This window comes from Moorena sp. SIO3E8 (genome assembly GCF_010692445.1).
Taxonomy (GTDB): domain Bacteria; phylum Cyanobacteriota; class Cyanobacteriia; order Cyanobacteriales; family Coleofasciculaceae; genus Moorena; species Moorena bouillonii.
The window spans coordinates 56,980-74,346 of sequence record NZ_JAAHHM010000004.1 but is presented as its reverse complement, the minus strand read 5'-3'; the positions used below and the strand labels follow the sequence as shown (position 1 = coordinate 74,346).

The 17,367-nt window shown below is 43.6% G+C and carries 14 protein-coding genes; 6 read left to right on the top strand and 8 right to left on the bottom strand.

The window, feature by feature from the left end:
• Nucleotides 1-287 precede the first annotated feature (287 nt).
• Both F6K46_RS03185 and ribD read left to right on the top strand, forming a co-directional pair.
• Entirely contained in the window at nt 288-2,339 is a 2,052-nt protein-coding gene (locus F6K46_RS03185; RefSeq protein WP_293116765.1) for a protein kinase, read from the top strand.
• Nucleotides 2,340-2,504: 165 nt separating this feature from the next.
• Nucleotides 2,505-3,683: a bifunctional diaminohydroxyphosphoribosylaminopyrimidine deaminase/5-amino-6-(5-phosphoribosylamino)uracil reductase RibD gene (gene ribD, locus F6K46_RS03180; protein WP_293055279.1), complete on the top strand. Its 1,179-nt coding sequence runs from the start codon at nt 2,505-2,507 to the stop codon at nt 3,681-3,683.
• Between the two features lie 39 nt (nt 3,684-3,722).
• Here the strand turns inward: ribD and F6K46_RS03175 are convergent, their stop codons facing one another.
• The 5 genes from F6K46_RS03175 to F6K46_RS03155 form a co-directional block, all read right to left on the bottom strand.
• Nucleotides 3,723-4,514, bottom strand: coding sequence for an amino acid ABC transporter ATP-binding protein (locus tag F6K46_RS03175; RefSeq protein ID WP_293055277.1), 792 nt, complete (start codon nt 4,512-4,514; stop codon nt 3,723-3,725).
• Nucleotides 4,515-4,935: 421 nt separating this feature from the next.
• Entirely contained in the window at nt 4,936-6,153 is a 1,218-nt protein-coding gene (locus F6K46_RS03170) for an amino acid ABC transporter permease (protein WP_293055275.1), read from the bottom strand.
• A gap of 55 nt (nt 6,154-6,208) precedes the next feature.
• On the bottom strand, nt 6,209-7,378 hold the full coding sequence (locus F6K46_RS03165; RefSeq protein ID WP_293055273.1) for an ABC transporter permease subunit: 1,170 nt from the start codon (nt 7,376-7,378) through the stop codon (nt 6,209-6,211).
• Between the two features lie 45 nt (nt 7,379-7,423).
• Entirely contained in the window at nt 7,424-7,570 is a 147-nt protein-coding gene (locus F6K46_RS03160) for a hypothetical protein (RefSeq protein ID WP_293055271.1), read from the bottom strand.
• Between the two features lie 4 nt (nt 7,571-7,574).
• Nucleotides 7,575-8,615 carry an amino acid ABC transporter substrate-binding protein gene (locus F6K46_RS03155; protein WP_293055269.1) on the bottom strand — a complete coding sequence of 347 codons (1,041 nt, stop codon included), beginning with the start codon at nt 8,613-8,615 and terminating at the stop codon, nt 7,575-7,577.
• Nucleotides 8,616-9,240: 625 nt separating this feature from the next.
• On the opposite strand from F6K46_RS03155, the gene F6K46_RS03150 reads away from it, so the two are divergent.
• From F6K46_RS03150 to F6K46_RS03145, 3 genes are all read left to right on the top strand, one after another.
• Nucleotides 9,241-10,926, top strand: coding sequence for an EF-hand domain-containing protein (locus F6K46_RS03150; RefSeq protein ID WP_293055267.1), 1,686 nt, complete (start codon nt 9,241-9,243; stop codon nt 10,924-10,926).
• Between the two features lie 80 nt (nt 10,927-11,006).
• On the top strand, nt 11,007-11,102 hold the full coding sequence (locus F6K46_RS40005; RefSeq protein ID WP_366510690.1) for a hypothetical protein: 96 nt from the start codon (nt 11,007-11,009) through the stop codon (nt 11,100-11,102).
• A gap of 163 nt (nt 11,103-11,265) precedes the next feature.
• Nucleotides 11,266-11,475 carry a nucleoside hydrolase gene (locus F6K46_RS03145; RefSeq protein WP_293055265.1) on the top strand — a complete coding sequence of 70 codons (210 nt, stop codon included), beginning with the start codon at nt 11,266-11,268 and terminating at the stop codon, nt 11,473-11,475.
• 32 nt (nt 11,476-11,507) lie between these two features.
• Here the strand turns inward: F6K46_RS03145 and F6K46_RS03140 are convergent, their stop codons facing one another.
• The gene (locus tag F6K46_RS03140; RefSeq protein ID WP_293055393.1) at nt 11,508-13,688 is read right to left on the bottom strand and encodes a glycosyltransferase; all 2,181 of its coding nucleotides are present in this window, start codon (nt 13,686-13,688) and stop codon (nt 11,508-11,510) included.
• A 495-nt stretch (nt 13,689-14,183) separates the two neighbouring features.
• On the opposite strand from F6K46_RS03140, the gene F6K46_RS03135 reads away from it, so the two are divergent.
• On the top strand, nt 14,184-14,693 hold the full coding sequence (locus tag F6K46_RS03135; protein ID WP_293055263.1) for a DM13 domain-containing protein: 510 nt from the start codon (nt 14,184-14,186) through the stop codon (nt 14,691-14,693).
• A 43-nt stretch (nt 14,694-14,736) separates the two neighbouring features.
• Here F6K46_RS03135 and F6K46_RS03130 read toward each other — a convergent pair whose 3' ends face one another.
• Nucleotides 14,737-15,951, bottom strand: a complete 1,215-nt coding sequence (locus tag F6K46_RS03130) for a bifunctional sterol desaturase/short chain dehydrogenase (protein WP_293055391.1) — start codon at nt 15,949-15,951, stop codon at nt 14,737-14,739.
• 254 nt (nt 15,952-16,205) lie between these two features.
• Nucleotides 16,206-16,955, bottom strand: coding sequence for an ABC transporter ATP-binding protein (locus F6K46_RS03125; protein WP_364305586.1), 750 nt, complete (start codon nt 16,953-16,955; stop codon nt 16,206-16,208).
• Between the last annotated feature and the right edge of the window lie 412 nt (nt 16,956-17,367).

Here is a 17,367-nt window from a genome sequence, read left to right as displayed (position 1 = left end):
TTAAGGTTTCGTCTCCGGGCTGTGTGCGGAACCTGCGTCCGCACTTTATACGCCCCGTCTCCCGCTAGCTAACCCTTTGGGTATAACGGGAGTCTCCTTGCTCTTAACGATGACCGTCACTGATAACCGCCACTTTGTACTAGCATGTAAAAACCTATATATTGATCTGTTCACTCCTGCTGTTGAGCTACTAGGGGCGTAATGAGCGAAAATATTGCTTTGAGTAGATTAATTCAAAACCCCCATCCTAATATTGGGATAAGACCACTATCTCTTTGTAGCTAGGCATGAGCTACTGTATCAATCCCCTGTGCCTTCAACCAGATGACCCAGGGAACATGACGAATCTCGTTTGTCGCCATTGTGGCTCAGATTTGTTATTACAAGGTCGCTATCGGGTGATGCGCCTGTTAAGTGACCAAAGTGGCTTTGGTAAGGTTTACGAAGCTTACAACGGGGCAGTACCAAAAATTTTAAAAGTGCTTAAGCCAGAGCACAACTCGAAATCCAGAATTATTGAACTATTTCGCCAAGAGGCAGCTGTATTGAGCAAGCTGACTCATCCCGGTATCCCTCAAATCGATCCAGAGGGCTACTTTCAGTTTTTTCCTAGACAGAGTAAGGAGCCGCTGCATTGCATCATCATGGAGAAAATTGATGGACTTAACTTGAAGCAGTGGATGAGGCAACAGGGCAATCACCCAATTCTAGAACCGCAAGCCCTTAAATGGTTAAAGCAGATAGTAGAGATTTTGCATCTTGTTCACCAAGAAAACTATTTCCATCGCGATATCAAGCCAGAAAACATCATGCTCCGTGCCAATGGGCAATTGGTATTGATTGACTTTGGCACTGCTAGGGAGTTGACCTATACCTACCTAGCGGAAATTGGTGGTGGAGGCAGTGTTACCAAGATTAGTTCCCATGGCTATACTCCCCCAGAGCAAGAAAAAGGGTATGCAGTCCCACAGTCAGATTTTTATGCTCTGGGGCGAACCTTTGTTTATTTACTAACTGGTAAATCAGTCACCGATCAGAGTGTTTATGATCCGTTAAATGATCAATTTAATTGGCGTGATCATGCTCCTCAAATCTCTGATCAGCTAGCGGAATTTATTGATAGTTTGATGGCCCCAACGGCAGCAGCTCGACCTCAGAAAACTCAGCAAATTTTAAATGATATCGCTAATATTTCATCTTTTATTAGTATTTCACAGGCTAATACTAATCTAGAAGCGAGTACAACCAACCAAAGATTTAAAACTAAATCTCAACCCAATATTTCTATAGAAACGGAAGTTGTCAAAACCCCAAGAAGAAGATGGTGGTTAGGAGGGATATTGACTTTGGTGGTGGGATTATTTGGTGCTGGTGGTTGGCTATTGTATCAATCCTATAATCCTTCCCTTAGAAAATATCAAGAGATATCTGCTCAAGAATTATCTGTAGTTAACACTAAGACCTTCACTGCTCATTCAAGTTGGGTTAATTACCTAGTCATTAGTCAAGATGGCGAATTATTAGTTAGTGGGAGCGCCGATAAAACGATTAAAATTTGGAATATCAACACGGCAGAAGAAATCTACACTCTCCAAGGTCATAATAGCTTTGTTAATTATCTAGCTATTAGTCCCGATGGACAACACTTATTTAGTGCTAGTGCCGATAAGACGATTAAAATTTGGGATATCAACACGGGAAAAGAACTCCGCACTCTCCAAGGTCATAAGAGTTATATTAATCATCTAGCGGTTAGTCCGGATGGACAACGATTGTTTAGTGCTAGTGCCGATAAGACGATTAAGATTTGGGATATCAACACGGGAGAAGAACTCCGCACTCTCCAAGGTCATCAAAGTTCAATTAACTTTTTATTAATTAGTCAGAATGATCAAGAACTATTTAGTGCTAGTGCTGATAAGACAATTAAAATTTGGGATATCAACACTGGGGAAGAAATCGACACTCTAAAAGGCCATGATAGCTATGTTAATTCTCTAGCCATAAGTCCGGATGGACAACGATTGTTTAGTGCTAGTGCTGACAATACTATCAAAGTCTGGAATCTAGATACTGGAGAAGAAGTCAATAGTCTAACTGATCATACCAATTATGTGGAAGAACTAGCTATCGGTGCTAATTGTAAGAAGTTGTTCAGTGGAAGTGCAGATAAAACGATAAAAGTGTGGGATTTTGCTAATGAAAAACTAATCTACACCCTAAATGGTTTTCCAAATCCAATTGACTATTTTGCGATTAGTCCTGATTGCCATACAATTGCTACTAGTGGTGGGAAAAAGATAATCAAACTGTGGAATTTGCCACAGTTAATTCATTAGTTTTTAAGTGATTATTATGGTTGAGCTATTGGTGAAAAAATTAAATTTTATGACGTTTATAGTTTAGAGTCAAAGTTAATTAAATGCTAAGGGATTTCATTAATGATTAAAAATAAAATATCAATAGTAACAAACGAATACTAACAGAGGAATAGTAATAGACAAATGGACAACTCTCCTGTGACATCTTTTCCTGAAACTCCCTTGGCGCAAGCCATGATACAGCGGTGCATCCAACTAGCACGGCGAGCCCAGGGACGTACTACACCCAACCCTTTAGTGGGTTGTGTAATTGTCCGGAATGGGGAAATTGTCGGGGAAGGGTTTCATCCTGCTGCTGGTCAACCCCACGCGGAAGTGTTTGCCCTCTCAGAGGCTGGGGAAAATGCCCAGGGCGCAACGGTTTACGTGAATCTGGAACCCTGCAATCATTATGGTAGAACCCCTCCTTGTACAGAAGCGTTAATTAAGGCTGGAGTCGCTAAAGTAGTGGTGGGGATGGTGGACCCTGATCCACGGGTATCTGGAAAAGGTATTGAACGGTTAAGGGCGGCTGGGATTGAAGTGGTGGTAGGTGTGGAAGAGAGTGCTTGCCGTCAGCTCAATGAAGGCTTTATTCATCGCATTCTTTACCAGCGTCCATTGGGAATTCTCAAATATGCCATGACTTTAGATGGCAAAATTGCTGCTACTAGTGGTCATAGCAAATGGATTACAGGGGAAAAGTCCCGTAGTTGGGTGCATCAACTGCGATCAGCTTGCGATGCAGTGATTGTGGGCGGTAATACGGTGCGTCAGGATAACCCCAATTTGACTAGCCACAATCCAAATTCACCGAATCCCCTACGGGTGATCATGACTCGCACCCTCGACTTACCCAGAGATGCTCGTGTTTGGCAAACGGATGATGTACCTACGTTGGTGTTTACAGAGGTCGGAACTGAGGGAGATTTATATCAACATCTGGTTAACCAGGGTGTAGAGGTGGTGGTATTGAATCCCCTGACTCCTTCTCAAGTCATGGCATATTTATATGACAGGCAGCTTTCGAGGGTGTTATGGGAATGTGGTGGTATCTTAGCGGCAAATGCGATCGCAGATGGTGCAGTCCAAAAAATCGTAGCCTTTATTGCTCCAAAAATCATCGGTGGTCAAGGTGGTCTCTCACCAGTAGGAGATTTGGGCTTGACACTCATGACTGATGCTCTAACCTTAGAAGGAGTCAGTTGGCGTCAGATAGGATCGGATTATGTTGTAGAAGGTTATTTAGCTTCTGATAGGGAATCGGGAGTCGGGAGTGGAGTCGGGAATCGGGAGTCGGGAGTCGGGAGTCGGGGTCAGTAAATTGACTGTATCTGATAAGTATGATCAGTATGATAAATCTTATAAAATTTGAGATAAAAACTGCTTAGTACGTTCATGTTGAGGATTGTTGAAAAATTCCTGGGGTGTACTTTCTTCCACCAACTTCCCATCAGCCATTAATACCACTCGGTCTGCCACTTCTCTAGCAAAACCTACTTCGTGGGTAACGCAAACCATAGTCATCCCAGAATCAGCAAGCGATCGCATGGTATCGAGTACCTCTCGCACCATCTCCGGATCGAGAGCTGAGGTAGGCTCATCAAATAACATGATTTTAGGCTGCATTGCCAAAGCACGGGCAATAGCTACCCGTTGCTGTTGTCCCCCTGACAGTTGACCGGGATACTTCTTGGCTTGTTCGAGAATACCGACTTTCTCTAACAGCTGCATGGCAATTTCTTCAGCTTTTGCTTTTTTCCAGCGGCGCACCCAAATAGGAGCAAGGGTGACATTTTGCAGCACAGTCAGGTGAGGAAATAAGTTAAATTGTTGGAAAACCATCCCCACTTCTTTGCGAATAGTATCAATGTTTCGCAAATCATGGGATAGTTCAATGTTATCAATAATAATTTTTCCTTTTTGATAGTCTTCTAGAGCATTAAATGTCCGAATAAACGTAGATTTCCCAGATCCACTAGGCCCCATGACCACCACTACTTCTTTTTTCTTGACTTCTAGACTGACACCACGCAGAACATGAAATTGGTTGCTGGCATACCACTTATGAACATCTTGAGCGATGATCATGGATTCAGTATCTCCGGAATTAACTGGGTCTTGAGGAGAAGTGATCGGTTGTTGATTGGTCATGATTCTTTTCCCTTGAGTAAGGTTAGATTGGGTTACAGGTTAAAGGTTACAGGTTTAAGGTTACAGGTTTAAGAGGATATCTCCCAAGTTTTTTGATACTGAATTTTGCCCCCCTAGCCCCCCAACTTTGGGGGGAACAAGAGTCAATTTGCTTCTAAAAGTCCCCCAAAATTGGGGGACCAACGGGGGCTTGGATGTAGCAAATGATACTTCTCAGACAACCTCTAAGGTTACAGGTTTAAGGTTATATAGCGTTTATCGCAGTTATGAGGTATTTTCTTCTTTGACGTTGATTCCCTGTCTTCATGCAGCGCAGGGCTATTTCCTATTCCCTGTTCCCTATTCCCTATTCCCTATTCCCTGTTCCCTAAAATCCAGAAATTGTGTACCTCATAGCTATGATAATTGCTATAATCTAGATTCAATGATCTACATTCAATTGTTTTTCCAGACGTCGGCTGGCTGTGGACATGGCGTAACAAAATAACCAGAATAGGACTCCGTCGAATAGATAAACTTCTTGATAGGGGGTTTCAAATTTGGCTTGGGCAAAGATAGAATCACCGATACCAAGCAACTCTACTAAACCTACAACAAATAGGAGAGTGGTGTCTTGAAACAGACTAATAAACTGACCGACAATGGCAGGAATAACAGCTTTGAGTGCCTGAGGTAATACAATCAGCCCTACGGATAGGGGAGTATTTAAACCCAATGCTTTGGCAGCTTCGATTTGACCGGTAGGTATAGATTGCAGTCCTCCTCGCACATTTTCGGCTAGGTAAGCAGCGCTAAATAAAGTCAGACCGATTATTGCCCGTAACACCCGGTCTGGTCGCATTCCTGATGGTAGAAATAGTGGAATAATTACTTGTCCTATGAACAAAATCGCAATCAGCGGTAATCCTCGGATTAGTTCAATGTAAAGGATAGAGAAGCCGCGCACAACTGGTAAGGTACTTTGTCGTCCTAGGGCTAGTAATACACCTAGGGGAAAACAGATTAAAATACTGATCACTGCGGCTAAGACATTCAGCAGTAAACCACCCCATTGATTAGTGGATACCTGTTTTAGTCCGAGTCCTCCTCCGAGAAGCCACAGGAAGATTAATAATGCAATAAACCAAGCTAAAGGTAACCAATTACCCAGTTTTGGTTGAGTTTTAGCAACCTGTTGTCCTCCCCAAGCACTAGCTACCAGTAAGACTAGTATTCCTAAGAGCAATAAGCGATAGGGAATTGCTACTGGAAATAGAACTAAGATAGCACCACTGATCACAATAGCTATTAACACATTGCGACTAAATAGAGTGATAACATTTCTTGCTAAAACTCCCCAAGTTATCCCGGATAATAATACAATAATCCCCAGAATCAACCATGGACGCCAGTTTTCGGTGGCGGGATAGGTTCCTACAAAAAACAGACGAAAGTTATCTTTAATAACATCCCACTGGGCTTCAGTGGTTGCCCATGTTATCAAGCCTTTAACGGTTACGAATAGAAACCATAAAACACTAACCGTTAATAGGCTATTATACCAATTACTAAATAAATTTTTCTTTATCCAGGTAATTGGATTAACCTGTAGTTCAGGGGGTGGTGCTAGTTCAGGAGGTTGAGAATTAACAGTAGTCATTATCTAGTTATAAGTCAACAGTTAACCAATTAAGTTAACCAATTAAGTTAACCAATTATCTTTCCTGCAATTGAACTGTCCGATTCAACAGGTTCATCACGAAAGAAATGATCAGGTTAATGGTTAGATAGGTCAGGGGTATGATCACCACGATTATTTCTATTTCATGACCGGCTTGGTTGAAGGTGGTTTGAGCAATGGAGTAGATATCTGGGTAGCCAATAGCAGATGCTAAACTGGAGTTTTTGGCGAGGTTCATATACTGGCTGTTTAGGGAAGGGATAATCACCCGCAAGGCTTGGGGAAAAATAACTAACCGCATAGCTAAGCCTGACTTAAGTCCCAAGGATCTTGCTGCTTCCCACTGTCCCTTCTGTACTGACTCTATTCCAGCTCGGACAATTTCCGCGATAAACGCACCTGTGTAAAAGACTAGACCAGCTAGTAAGGCACAGAACTCAATAGTTAGCCGGAGTCCGCCTTCAATATTACCTGTGTCGAGAACTTGGGGTCTTTGCCAACCAAAACCGATGATGATAATTAAGACAGCAGCAATTGCGATCGCAATTAAAGCAATTAACTGCGGCTGACCGGATTGTGCTTGTTCTACCATCAGTTTAGTGCGCCACTGCCAGATTAAAACTGCTGCGATCGCACCGACTAGCAAAACCACCAACCACAGAAATAGCTGGGTGGTGAAGGGGGGCCAAGGAATATAAATTCCCCGCTTGCTCAAAAATATCGACCCAGGTAACTGAATTTTTTCCGACAGTTTTGGCAGTTGGAAGAAAACACCAAAGTACCAAAATAGTAATTGCAGCAGCAGTGGTGTATTGCGCACTATTTCCACATAAAGCAGACTCAGCTTACTCACTAGCCAATTGTCAGAAAAACTAGCTATCCCGGCGGTAATACCAACAATAGTTGTCAGGATAATTCCAAACACCATCACCCGCAATGAATTAGCTAGTCCGATCAATAAAGCATAGCTATAGGGATCAGTGGCTTTGTAGGGAATGGGAGTATCGCCAATACCAAATTTGGCTTGATCTTGGAGAAAATCAAACCCCAATTTAATCGCTTGTCGCTGAATATTTCGGCTTAAGTTGGTGCCTAGCCATGCCACGACTGCAATCACCACCAGCACAAATAGGACTTGTATGGCAATGCGCCAAAATCGGTCATCTCGCCACAAAGGAGGCTTTTGACCTATATTGCTTGTCATTCGTCAGTTGTTTTGGTTGCAGGTTACAGGTTGGTTGGTTGCAGGTTACAGGTTGGTTGGTTGAAGGTTTAAGGTTGGTTGGTTGAAGGTTGAAGGTTGGTTGGTTGAAGGTTGAAGGTTGGTTGGTTGAATGTTGTTCGCGTAGCGTGGCCAAAAGGCCACGCTACGCGAACAACCTGAAACAGTGAACAATCCCTTAACGGAAGGGTGGAGAATACAAAATACCCCCACGAGTCCAGAGGTCATTCAGACCCCGATTGAGTTTGAACTGAGAATTTTTACCCAAGTTACGGTCATAGACTTCGCCGTAGTTACCCACGTGCTTAATCACTCGCGCTGCAAAATCGTTTTCTAAACCGAGACCTTTGCCTAAGTCACCTTCAACACCCAGAAAGCGTTTGACAGTGGGGTTTGGACTGCTGCCCATTTGTGCCACATTCGCCTTAGTAATCCCTAACTCTTCGGCTTCAATCAAGGCGAAAGTCACCCACTTGACGACATCAAACCAAGTGGAGTCATTATTAATAGTTACTGGTCCCAAGGGTTCCTTGGACATGGTAACATCTAGAAGTATATGATCATCAGGCTTAGGCAGAGTGCTGCGTTTGGCCAGTAGTTGGGATTTATCAGAAGTCATGCCGTCACAACGTTCTTCGTCATAGGCAGTATAGGCAGGGTCTGCTTTCTGAAATACCACTGGCTCAAATTCGACACCTGCTTCCCGCATCTTGTCGGTTAAATTCAACTCAGTAGTGGTTCCAGTTTCCACACAGACCGATTTGCCTTGAAAATCTTTCAGTGTCTTAATCCCACTGTTTTTGCGCACCATCATGCCCTGACCATCATAAAAGGTAGTAGGGGCAAATTCTAAGTTATTGGTAGAGCTATCTCGGCTAAGAGTCCAAGTGGTATTGCGCGATAGCATATCCACTTCACCATTCCGGACGGCGGGAAATCGCTCCGTGGAGTCAAGGTTACGGTACTCTACTGCTTCTGGGTCATCAAACAAAGCAGCAGCAACTGCTTTACAGACATCCACATCTAGCCCGGAGTAGTTACCGCTCGGATCCACAAAGCTAAATCCGGGAATGCCACCGTCAACACCACAAATCAGCTTGCCACGGCTCTTGACTATATCTAAGCGGCTTTGTTTCGCGCTTGTCCCACCTCCTTCACAGGCTGTTAAGGGTGCAACTAATACTAGAGTGGCTAGTACCAGAGAACTCCATTTAGGCATAAGTTTTTTCTTGGTCTTGTTTTTTAGATAGACAACGGCCTCACGCGATCAGCTGACATGAGCTTCCGCTGCTTAAGCTTGCTTGCATTTTAGATCAAGTTGGTTAGATTACTTATGCAGCTAGATTAGTTATCTAGCAAAGGGAACAGGGAGTAGGGAGTAGGGAGTAGGGAGTAGGGAGTAGGGAGTAGGGAATATGGCCTCAAAAATTATCATAATTTCGACACGGATGGCTATCCTATGGATCGGCTGCTAATGGGTAAGTAAAGTAAACTTCGCCGCAGTTGTCGGAAAATTTAGACCAGGGAACTTTAGTTATTGTAGTTATAAACTTTTAATTGTAATTCTTTTTAATTTTTTTTTGAAAACTCAGGTGGTAATAAGCCGGACAGGCACGTAAAAAAAATAAGTATTTCTAGACTACAGGTACTCCTAAATCTCGAGCAAACCTCAAGTCTTGGGATGTTCCGGTGCCTGCTCTGGATGCATCTGTGTATTCAGTAACGCCGTCACTGGCATCAGTGTAATTCTTAAGAAACTATTTTAATTATAATTATAGGTTATATTTTTGTTTATCCTATTTCTATATAAAATTCTGAAATATTACTAAAAATTACTTCCTGTAATGACAACTCCTCGATTGTATTTGCCGAAACCCCGAGAGGCGGTGGACAACTATCTCAGAATCATTTCAATCAATGATGTTTACGACATCAATAATTATCCCTACGTGGAAACAGTGATTAAATCCCTGAAGGAAACATCGGAAGATGCCATGGTGATTGCCTGCCTCAGCGGAGACTTTCTCTCTCCTTGTTTAATTACCTCACTTGATGGCGGTAAAGCCATGCTGGACGTGCTCAAGGTAGTCAACATTGATTATATTTGCTTGGGCAACCATGAATTCGATGTGACCGTGGATGTCCTAGGTGAGCGTTTCAAAACCTACGAAGGGAAATGCTTAAATAGCAACATCTTGGACTTGCCAATTGTGGATGCCAGTGGTCAGCTGCTTCCGAAATATGACATTGTTGAAGTCGGTTCTCGTAGAGTTGCCTTTGCTGGATTTTGCACTAGTAAGATCAATACTTTCCGACCCGGGTCGAACATAACCATCCAACCCATCTTTGATGCGTTAAAAGAAACCTGGTCTGAGTGTTCCAATGACGCAACCATGCTGATTCCGCTGACCCATCAGACGATTGCCGAAGATCGGGAACTAGCCACGGGGATCGAGCAAGATGACCAACTTAGTGGTAAGGTTCCTGTAATTGTTGGGGGGCACGAGCATGAGATTTATATTGAGAAAATTGAGGGGAGTCTGATTGTTAAGGCTGGTGCTGATGCTACTAATGTGGTTGTTGTTGATGTCTGGTGGGATGCTTCCGAGCAGTGGCATAGTGCTGTTCATCTGTTGCCAGCCACCCATTTTGATGCCGATCCCAAGGTCCAAAAGTTTGTAGAAAGTACCGAAAATTTTCTAGGTTCGCTGATGGATGTGGAAATTTTTGAGGTGAAAGAACCCATGTCCTCTAAACGGATGCGATTCCAACCCGAAAAAGTGGCCTCAACCCTATGTTCTTATATCAAGAAAAGCTTTAAAAATGTCGATCTAGTTATGATCCAGGGAGGATCCTTTAGGGGTAAGCGAGACTATGAGAAGGGAGAATCGTTCACATATAGGGATTTGTTGGAAGAGATGCCATTGGATACCGAAATGGCCTTGATTCAGGTGCCTGGGTACATCTTACAAGAGGCGATCGCCGAAACTCGCGGCACGCCCGAGCGGGAAGCATCCAATTTTCTCCATGCCGATCTTGATGTAGTAGTTGAAGACTACCCCAGTCTGAAAATTGTCAGCATTAACCACGCCCCATTTGATCCCCAAAAGATTTACACCCTCAGTATTGTCCAATTCTTGCTGAGGGGGCTCGATCAAATCAAACCGTTGGTAGATTATGTCAACGCAAATGGAGGTGCTCCACCTTTGGAGCAATGTCTTCCAGGCCAAAACCTGATCGTAGAAAGCTGTATGAAAGATGCCTGGAGAGTCCTAATTAATTATGAGGAATGGGACGCCGATGGCGATGGGGAAATCACCAGAGAAGAGCTGAAACAGGGTGTCAAAAATGCCTTTGCCTTTCTCGATCAAAATCAGGATGGGTATATTTCCCCCGCAGAACTACGGGCAGCATTGGCAGAACGGACAGGCCGCATTCAGAAAGGATTAATCAGCCTGATGTTTGAGGTGTTGGATGTCGATAAAGATGGTATGGTATCGATGGATGAGCTGGCATCGTTAGCAATGTAAGGAGAACACAATGGTTAATTCCCAAGCCCGTCCCATTTATCGATACTGATGGGGGTGTTGATGATGCCCTCGCGATTATCATGGCTCTGAATTGTGAACAAATTGAGCTCAAATCAGTCACCGTGTTAGCTGGCAATATTGATTTCATCAAGCTGCTAATAATTTGTTGCGGGTGATTGACATTGTTCAACCAAACCAGCCTCCCCTAGTGGCAAAAGGCTGTGAAAAACCTCTGGTTCGTCCTCCCTTCAATGCTGCAGGCATTCATGGCTCCGATGGACTGGGAGAATTGCATCAGTTCAAAAATGCTGATGGCAGCCCAAGTATCCCCAACTTACCATGGAGCCTTCTTCAGAAGATGCTGTTGATGTATTGCTCAAAGCCGCCCAGGAATATGGCAGCGACTTGACCATTGTGGCTCTAGGACCATTGACCAATATTGCAACAGCTCTGCAGCGCGATCGGCACCACCCTGCAAGATCAATAGATTATGTCTGGTTTCTAGCTACTATTCTTCTAGCTACTATTGTCACCCCGCCAGAATTGTGATAGACAGGCACTGGTAAACTCTTGAGAGTTTCTCAACTCCTACCCTGGCGATCAAATAGCACTCGCGGTTTCAGCAAAATCTTAAACAACAGTAAAAGCGATCGCATTTCTGATGGACTTTCCCGTCGCTGCCATCGACCCGGACGGCAAAAGAGCATCTCTACCAAAGTGCGATGCTGTTGGAGAGTTAATGGGTTAAACATAATCCGTAGACTAGCTTCCTCAGCACTGTTGTCAATTTCAGTAACTACTCCTGACAACTGTAGCTTTTCCTCGATCATCTCTAGTTCCACTGGCAACGGTTCACTGGCAGTGTTTCCGGTATCTAATCCTAAATCAGCCACCTCCGTCAAGGCCACTTGAGCACCAATTTCTGAAATCTTGGTGGTCATACCCCAGACAGTGCGATTTCCGATCTCAAGCCGCACCACTCGGCGCAACTTGAACCACTGGTAAAGGTCAGGATTGGGAACATCCACTACAATCAATAAAGCAATACCTAACATGATCAGGTTATAGATACTCCAAATCCAACCTAGACTCAGACCTTGAATCATCTGAGCGTCAGTAGCTGATATCCCACTCCCCCAATACATCACAGAAGTACTCAAATTTTGCCATAGGCTAACTGCTGTCGCGATAAATAGGATAATCAAAGGCAATCCCAACTTCGAGTTAAACACAAAGCGATCGCGTTTTACTCCTTTGGGTGTTACCTTAAATCCTTTCCCAAAAGGATTGAGCATGACTTGTATCACTGTCAAGCTCATAGGAACACACCAAGGCAATGAGTAAATATCCGACAACAACCCTGACCGGGAACGGAGGTTTAACCAAGAAAAAACTGTGAGCTGTATCAGATAATAAGGTAGCAAGAAATACAACAATTCACCAGGGGTTGCTTGTAAGGGAATCACCCCTAGAAAGGAATAAGCTAGGGGCATTAACAAGAATCCGAAGCGAGATAAACCGGTAAACCAATTTAGTAATCCATCTAAATGGGCTAGCCTTTGGATCGGTTTTAACCCCGGAATAGTTAGAGGGTTGGCATCAATAAAAAATGCCTGTAATGTTCCTTGAGCCCACCGCAATCGTTGAGCTACATGGGCAGCAATATTTTCTGCGGCTAAACCAGCACTAAGTTTTTCATCTAAATAAATAACCTGGTAACCCATCGCTGCTATCCGAATACCAGTAAAGTAATCTTCAGTCAAAGAATCGGTTACAAAACCACCAGCTGCTTCTATAATATCACGTTTCACAACAAAGGAAGTTCCGGCACAAACCACACTGCCAGCACCATCGCGGATGGGCTGAACTTGCCGATAAAATACCTCTTCTTCTGGCAATAGCACATCTTCTAAACCTAAATTGTAGGCAATCGGGTCAGGATTATAAAAGCTTTGAGGAGTTTGGACTAATCCCACATTACTATTTTTAAAAAAACCTACGGTGCGAGTCAGGAAATTTTTAGTTGGGACAAAATCCGCATCAAAGAATACAATCAAATCCCCTGATGTCTTTGGAATAGCATGGTTTAAGTTTCCTGCTTTGGCATAGTAATTATCTGGACGAGTTATATAGTTACACCCCAATTCAGCAGCTAGTTCTTTGACATTTTGACGTTTGGTATCATCTAGTAAATAAACGTTTTTGTTGTCATAATCTATCCCTTGACAACCCATAATTGTTCGCTTTAGAATAAAACAGGGTTCATTATAGGTTGGGATTAAGATATCCACAGAAGGATTAAACCTTCCTGAAATAACATCTAATGATAACTGGGAAGCCTGAGCGCTACGGTTTTTGACCCTTAACATTAAAAATAGCTGGATAATACTGCTGGTTAGCAACAACATTTCCAGTAAAAATAATCCTAGGCTAAAGACACCATTAAGGGGATCCACTAAATTGAGGGTAGAGAAGATTCGCCAGAGCAGATATCGTCCCAATAGTGCTAGCAAAATCCCCACCACTAAATTTCTAGACCAAGTGCGAGGACGGGGAGAGAGTTTCGTGACCCCCAGGACAACTACCATTAAGATAATTGTTGGCAGTAATAAGTAGTGGTGCTGAGTCACTATTGGTGCTTCCAGCCACATCGGTGGGTTTTTTTGCCAGATATGCAGATGAGCAAATAGCTGGGTAATCTGCCCCTGACCAGTCAACCAAGCTAAAGCGATCGCACTAAAACTAGTAACTAGAATCAGCATCACGACCGTTGCGGCTCGTAACCTAAAAACTGGTTTGTTAGAAGAACACCTAGAGTTTGAGTAGCTCACTTTGGGAACTGTCATGTCTAAAAACAGGTATAGCACTGTGGGCAGGGAATAGGTAATAGCAAATTAAAAAGCGTGCTAGTATTCTAAAGCTTGGTATTATAAAGGTTATAGCAATTATTTGCCCCTTGAATTGGGCAACACCATTACACCCATTGCTGTATCCTAACTTGTTAGTTTAAACTCAATCAAACTACTAAGATAGTATGGGAATAATCTAGATGATATTGATAAGAGATTAATCTAACCTGAGGCAAATATTAAAATTCACTTAACTTGCCGATTGCGGGATATTTTAATGAATAAAATATTTTCTGAGCTAGAGTTGAGAAGTATCCACTAAATTTTTTAACCAAAACTCAGGCTAATGCCACCGAAGACTAGACATAATAGGAAATAGAGTAATGTTTCCACGAGATAGATAATCTGATGAAACTTCACTATTTAGCCATCTTTGGTGCTACTGCCTTTTTAAGCGTAGGTTGTGTAGCAGGAGTACCTGGGAATCAGAGTACTGTTCAGGCAAAACCCTCTACCTCTACCTCTACGACAACCAAGATTGATGTGTCCAGTGCTCCAGCTGCTAAACCAACTGCAACACTGGCACAGGCAACAAGTAGATCAGGAAATTTTGTAACAGCAGCCCATTCTACTCAAGGCATGGTAAGTTTAGTCACAGACAATGGAGAACGTTACCTAAAGTTTGACGAAACCTTTAAAACCGATAACGGACCTGATTTAATGGTGCTGTTGCACCGCCAAACTGTCCCCAAATCCTACAGTAAGGAAAATTATCAAAGTCTTGGTCGTCTTCAGCAGGTCAGTGGCACTCAACGGTACCGTATCCCTGCTGATGTTAATTCAGAAGACTTTAGCTCTGTTGTCATATGGTGCCGTAAATTCAACGTCACCTTTGGCTACGCCACCCTTAGTAATTAGTGCTACTAATTACTAACTAATAATTAAGGCAAGTTGCTAAGGACTAACGACTAAACAGCCTATAGTATAGGCTGACAAAAAATTCCTTGACTGGAAACGCTAAATAGGTTAGAGGATTAATCGTCACAATGATGTTACGCACATCACGAGTGGCTAGATTAAGGATTTGCTGGGCTACCCAATCCCCTGACATGACCCCAACTGGATTGAGATTACTTTTAAATGGTCCGAGGATTACTTTACGTATTACACAAGGAGCATCTAGACGACGCAGGGTAACTAGGTCTCCTAGGGTACGTTTGCTCAGTTCATACAAAGGACTAAAGGCTGGATTAACTTCCGCTTCCGAAGTATTAACCCAAACTTCCTTGCGAGCAATATCTTGGTTCGTCCGAACAGTAGATAAAAACATCTCTAGCAACCGCCAACTTGATAATGTGTTGACCTCGTAGGATTTTGCGATCGCATCGGCTGTCCGTTCTTGATGAACATTAATGCCGTGATTGAGAATTAGAATATCCACATTTTCCAAATGTGGGGCTAGTTCAGACTCTTTACTCACTTGCCAAGTCAAGGTTTTTACTGGCAAGCTTTCACCATTGACACTTAAACTAACAGTTTGTTCTTTAGAGGTCAGAGCCATCACTTTTGCTCCCCGTTGCTGGAGATGGTACAACAGTGACTGTCCCAGAGTTCCCGATGCTCCCGTCACTGCAATAGTTTTTCCTTGGAGCGATAGTGCTGTCCCCATCAGTTTGTCTACTAAAGTCAATGTGCCGCCATAGTAAGCCTTTTGGTTATCAAAGTGATGTCGCCAATGGTAGCTGCGATTTACCATCCAAGGGGAAGGAGGATATAGGAATGGACCCGGAAGGTGGGTCATATCAGTCAACTTATCGGCTCCCTTGATGCCATAGCCACGAGCGATCGCACCAAATAGAAATACCATACTGTACACAGAACCAGCCAAAGCTGCCCAATGCATATTTGGTGTCCAGGTATAAGCCAACCACCATAGCACCAAGCCTAATATTAGCATGACCAAGGCTTCTGGTACATCATTACGCCAGTGCGCCTGTCGATAAATGGTATCACTGACAGCAGTTAAATCCTGACGGAAGACCCGATGATGCCACACATGCAAGCGATACAGGGGTGTCCAGTGATGGGACAGGAGGTGATAGAAGTCTCGCACCAGTTCTACCCAAAGAATAGAACCCAGTCCCAAAACCCCTATACCTAGCCAGAAATCTACCATGAACATGATTATGATGCCTAGAGTGAACAGTAACTTGTTGTGTTGGCAAATTGCCCATTCACATCATAATTAGGTAGGTACAAATAAAACTAAGATGCTGAAGGTGAACCATTAACACTCACCCCTCACCCGTCAACTTTCACCTATCAACTGTCACCTATAAACCCTGGCCTTTGGCCACGCGTGCGCGTTCAACCCTGGCCTTAAGGCCGTAGGCCACGCTGCGCGAACGGCCACGGGTGGGCGTTCAACCATCAACCATCAACCTTCAACATTCCATCTTCCATATAAGACACTTGGTCAGCTACATCGATAATACGAGGATCGTGAGTTACCATCAGCACTGTGCAACCTTTTTCCTTAGCCAGACGACGCAGCAACTCAATCACTGTATGACCACTATGAGAATCCAAGGCTGCTGTTGGCTCATCTGCCATAATTAGGGGTGGCTCTTTAGCTAAAGCCCGCGCGATCGCTACCCGTTGCTTCTGTCCCCCTGACAAGTCACTCGGTCTAAGATGTCCTTTCCCCTCTAAACCAACCTGCTCTAATAACGTTTTTGCCTGCTGTCGAGCATTGACCCCCTGAATTCCCTTAATGTTTAGCACAACTTCCACATTCTCTGTTGCTGTCAGAGCTGGAAATAGGTTGAAGTGTTGGAAAATAAAGCCAATGTGTTCCCGTCGAAACTCTGCCAGCTTAGTTCTAGACATACCAGTAATTTCTTGACCCAGTAAATAGACTTTTCCGAGTGTCGGGGTCAGTAATCCCGCCAATATTGACAAAAGGGTAGTCTTGCCAGAGCCAGACGGTCCCATTAAAAGTTGGATATCACCACGTTTGACTTCCCAGTCTATTCCTTTGAGAACTGGAACACGGTTTTGTCCTGACTGGAAGTCCATCTGCACCCCTTTAGCCAGAATGGAGCGTACACCATATTTAGGTAAATCTATAACTTTAGATACTTTAGAGCCGCCCTTAATCAGTTTTTTGGGAAACACCATATATTAAACTTTAGCAGCACCAGTTGACTAGACTCTTAGGTCGTACTGCTGGAAATTGACGACTCCCCATCGCTAAAGCTAGGGGATTTTGGCAGGTTGATCGGTGAACCGGCGAGCTAGACCCAATAGAAACGTTTTGTTTCACATCAGAGGGACTCGCCATAAGTCCTACTGCCAGAGATAACACTTACTATGCTACATCTTATCTCTAGATGCGTTTTGTCGGATACTTGTTCCGACTGCTTCTACTTCACCCTTATATTGCTAAGCATCGTAGATAAAAGCGTGGGTGGAAGCTAAACCTGTGAACTACCATAGGCTGAGCTTACGCTACAGCAATCTATTCGGAATTCACAAGCAACTGCCTAAATTTAGTTGCCCAAACCCAGGTCTTATATTCCTGCCCTCACCA

Coding starts and splice junctions, on each gene's coding strand:
- F6K46_RS03185 (WP_293116765.1), top strand. CDS start 288: ATGAGCTACTGTATCAATCCCCTGTGCCTTCAACCAGATGACCCAGGG.
- ribD (WP_293055279.1), top strand. CDS start 2,505: ATGGACAACTCTCCTGTGACATCTTTTCCTGAAACTCCCTTGGCGCAA.
- F6K46_RS03175 (WP_293055277.1), bottom strand. CDS start 4,514: ATGACCAATCAACAACCGATCACTTCTCCTCAAGACCCAGTTAATTCC.
- F6K46_RS03170 (WP_293055275.1), bottom strand. CDS start 6,153: ATGACTACTGTTAATTCTCAACCTCCTGAACTAGCACCACCCCCTGAA.
- F6K46_RS03165 (WP_293055273.1), bottom strand. CDS start 7,378: ATGACAAGCAATATAGGTCAAAAGCCTCCTTTGTGGCGAGATGACCGA.
- F6K46_RS03155 (WP_293055269.1), bottom strand. CDS start 8,615: ATGCCTAAATGGAGTTCTCTGGTACTAGCCACTCTAGTATTAGTTGCA.
- F6K46_RS03150 (WP_293055267.1), top strand. CDS start 9,241: ATGACAACTCCTCGATTGTATTTGCCGAAACCCCGAGAGGCGGTGGAC.
- F6K46_RS40005 (WP_366510690.1), top strand. CDS start 11,007: ATGGCTCTGAATTGTGAACAAATTGAGCTCAAATCAGTCACCGTGTTA.
- F6K46_RS03145 (WP_293055265.1), top strand. CDS start 11,266: ATGGAGCCTTCTTCAGAAGATGCTGTTGATGTATTGCTCAAAGCCGCC.
- F6K46_RS03140 (WP_293055393.1), bottom strand. CDS start 13,688: ATGCTGATTCTAGTTACTAGTTTTAGTGCGATCGCTTTAGCTTGGTTG.
- F6K46_RS03135 (WP_293055263.1), top strand. CDS start 14,184: ATGAAACTTCACTATTTAGCCATCTTTGGTGCTACTGCCTTTTTAAGC.
- F6K46_RS03130 (WP_293055391.1), bottom strand. CDS start 15,951: ATGGTAGATTTCTGGCTAGGTATAGGGGTTTTGGGACTGGGTTCTATT.
- F6K46_RS03125 (WP_364305586.1), bottom strand. CDS start 16,955: ATGGTGTTTCCCAAAAAACTGATTAAGGGCGGCTCTAAAGTATCTAAA.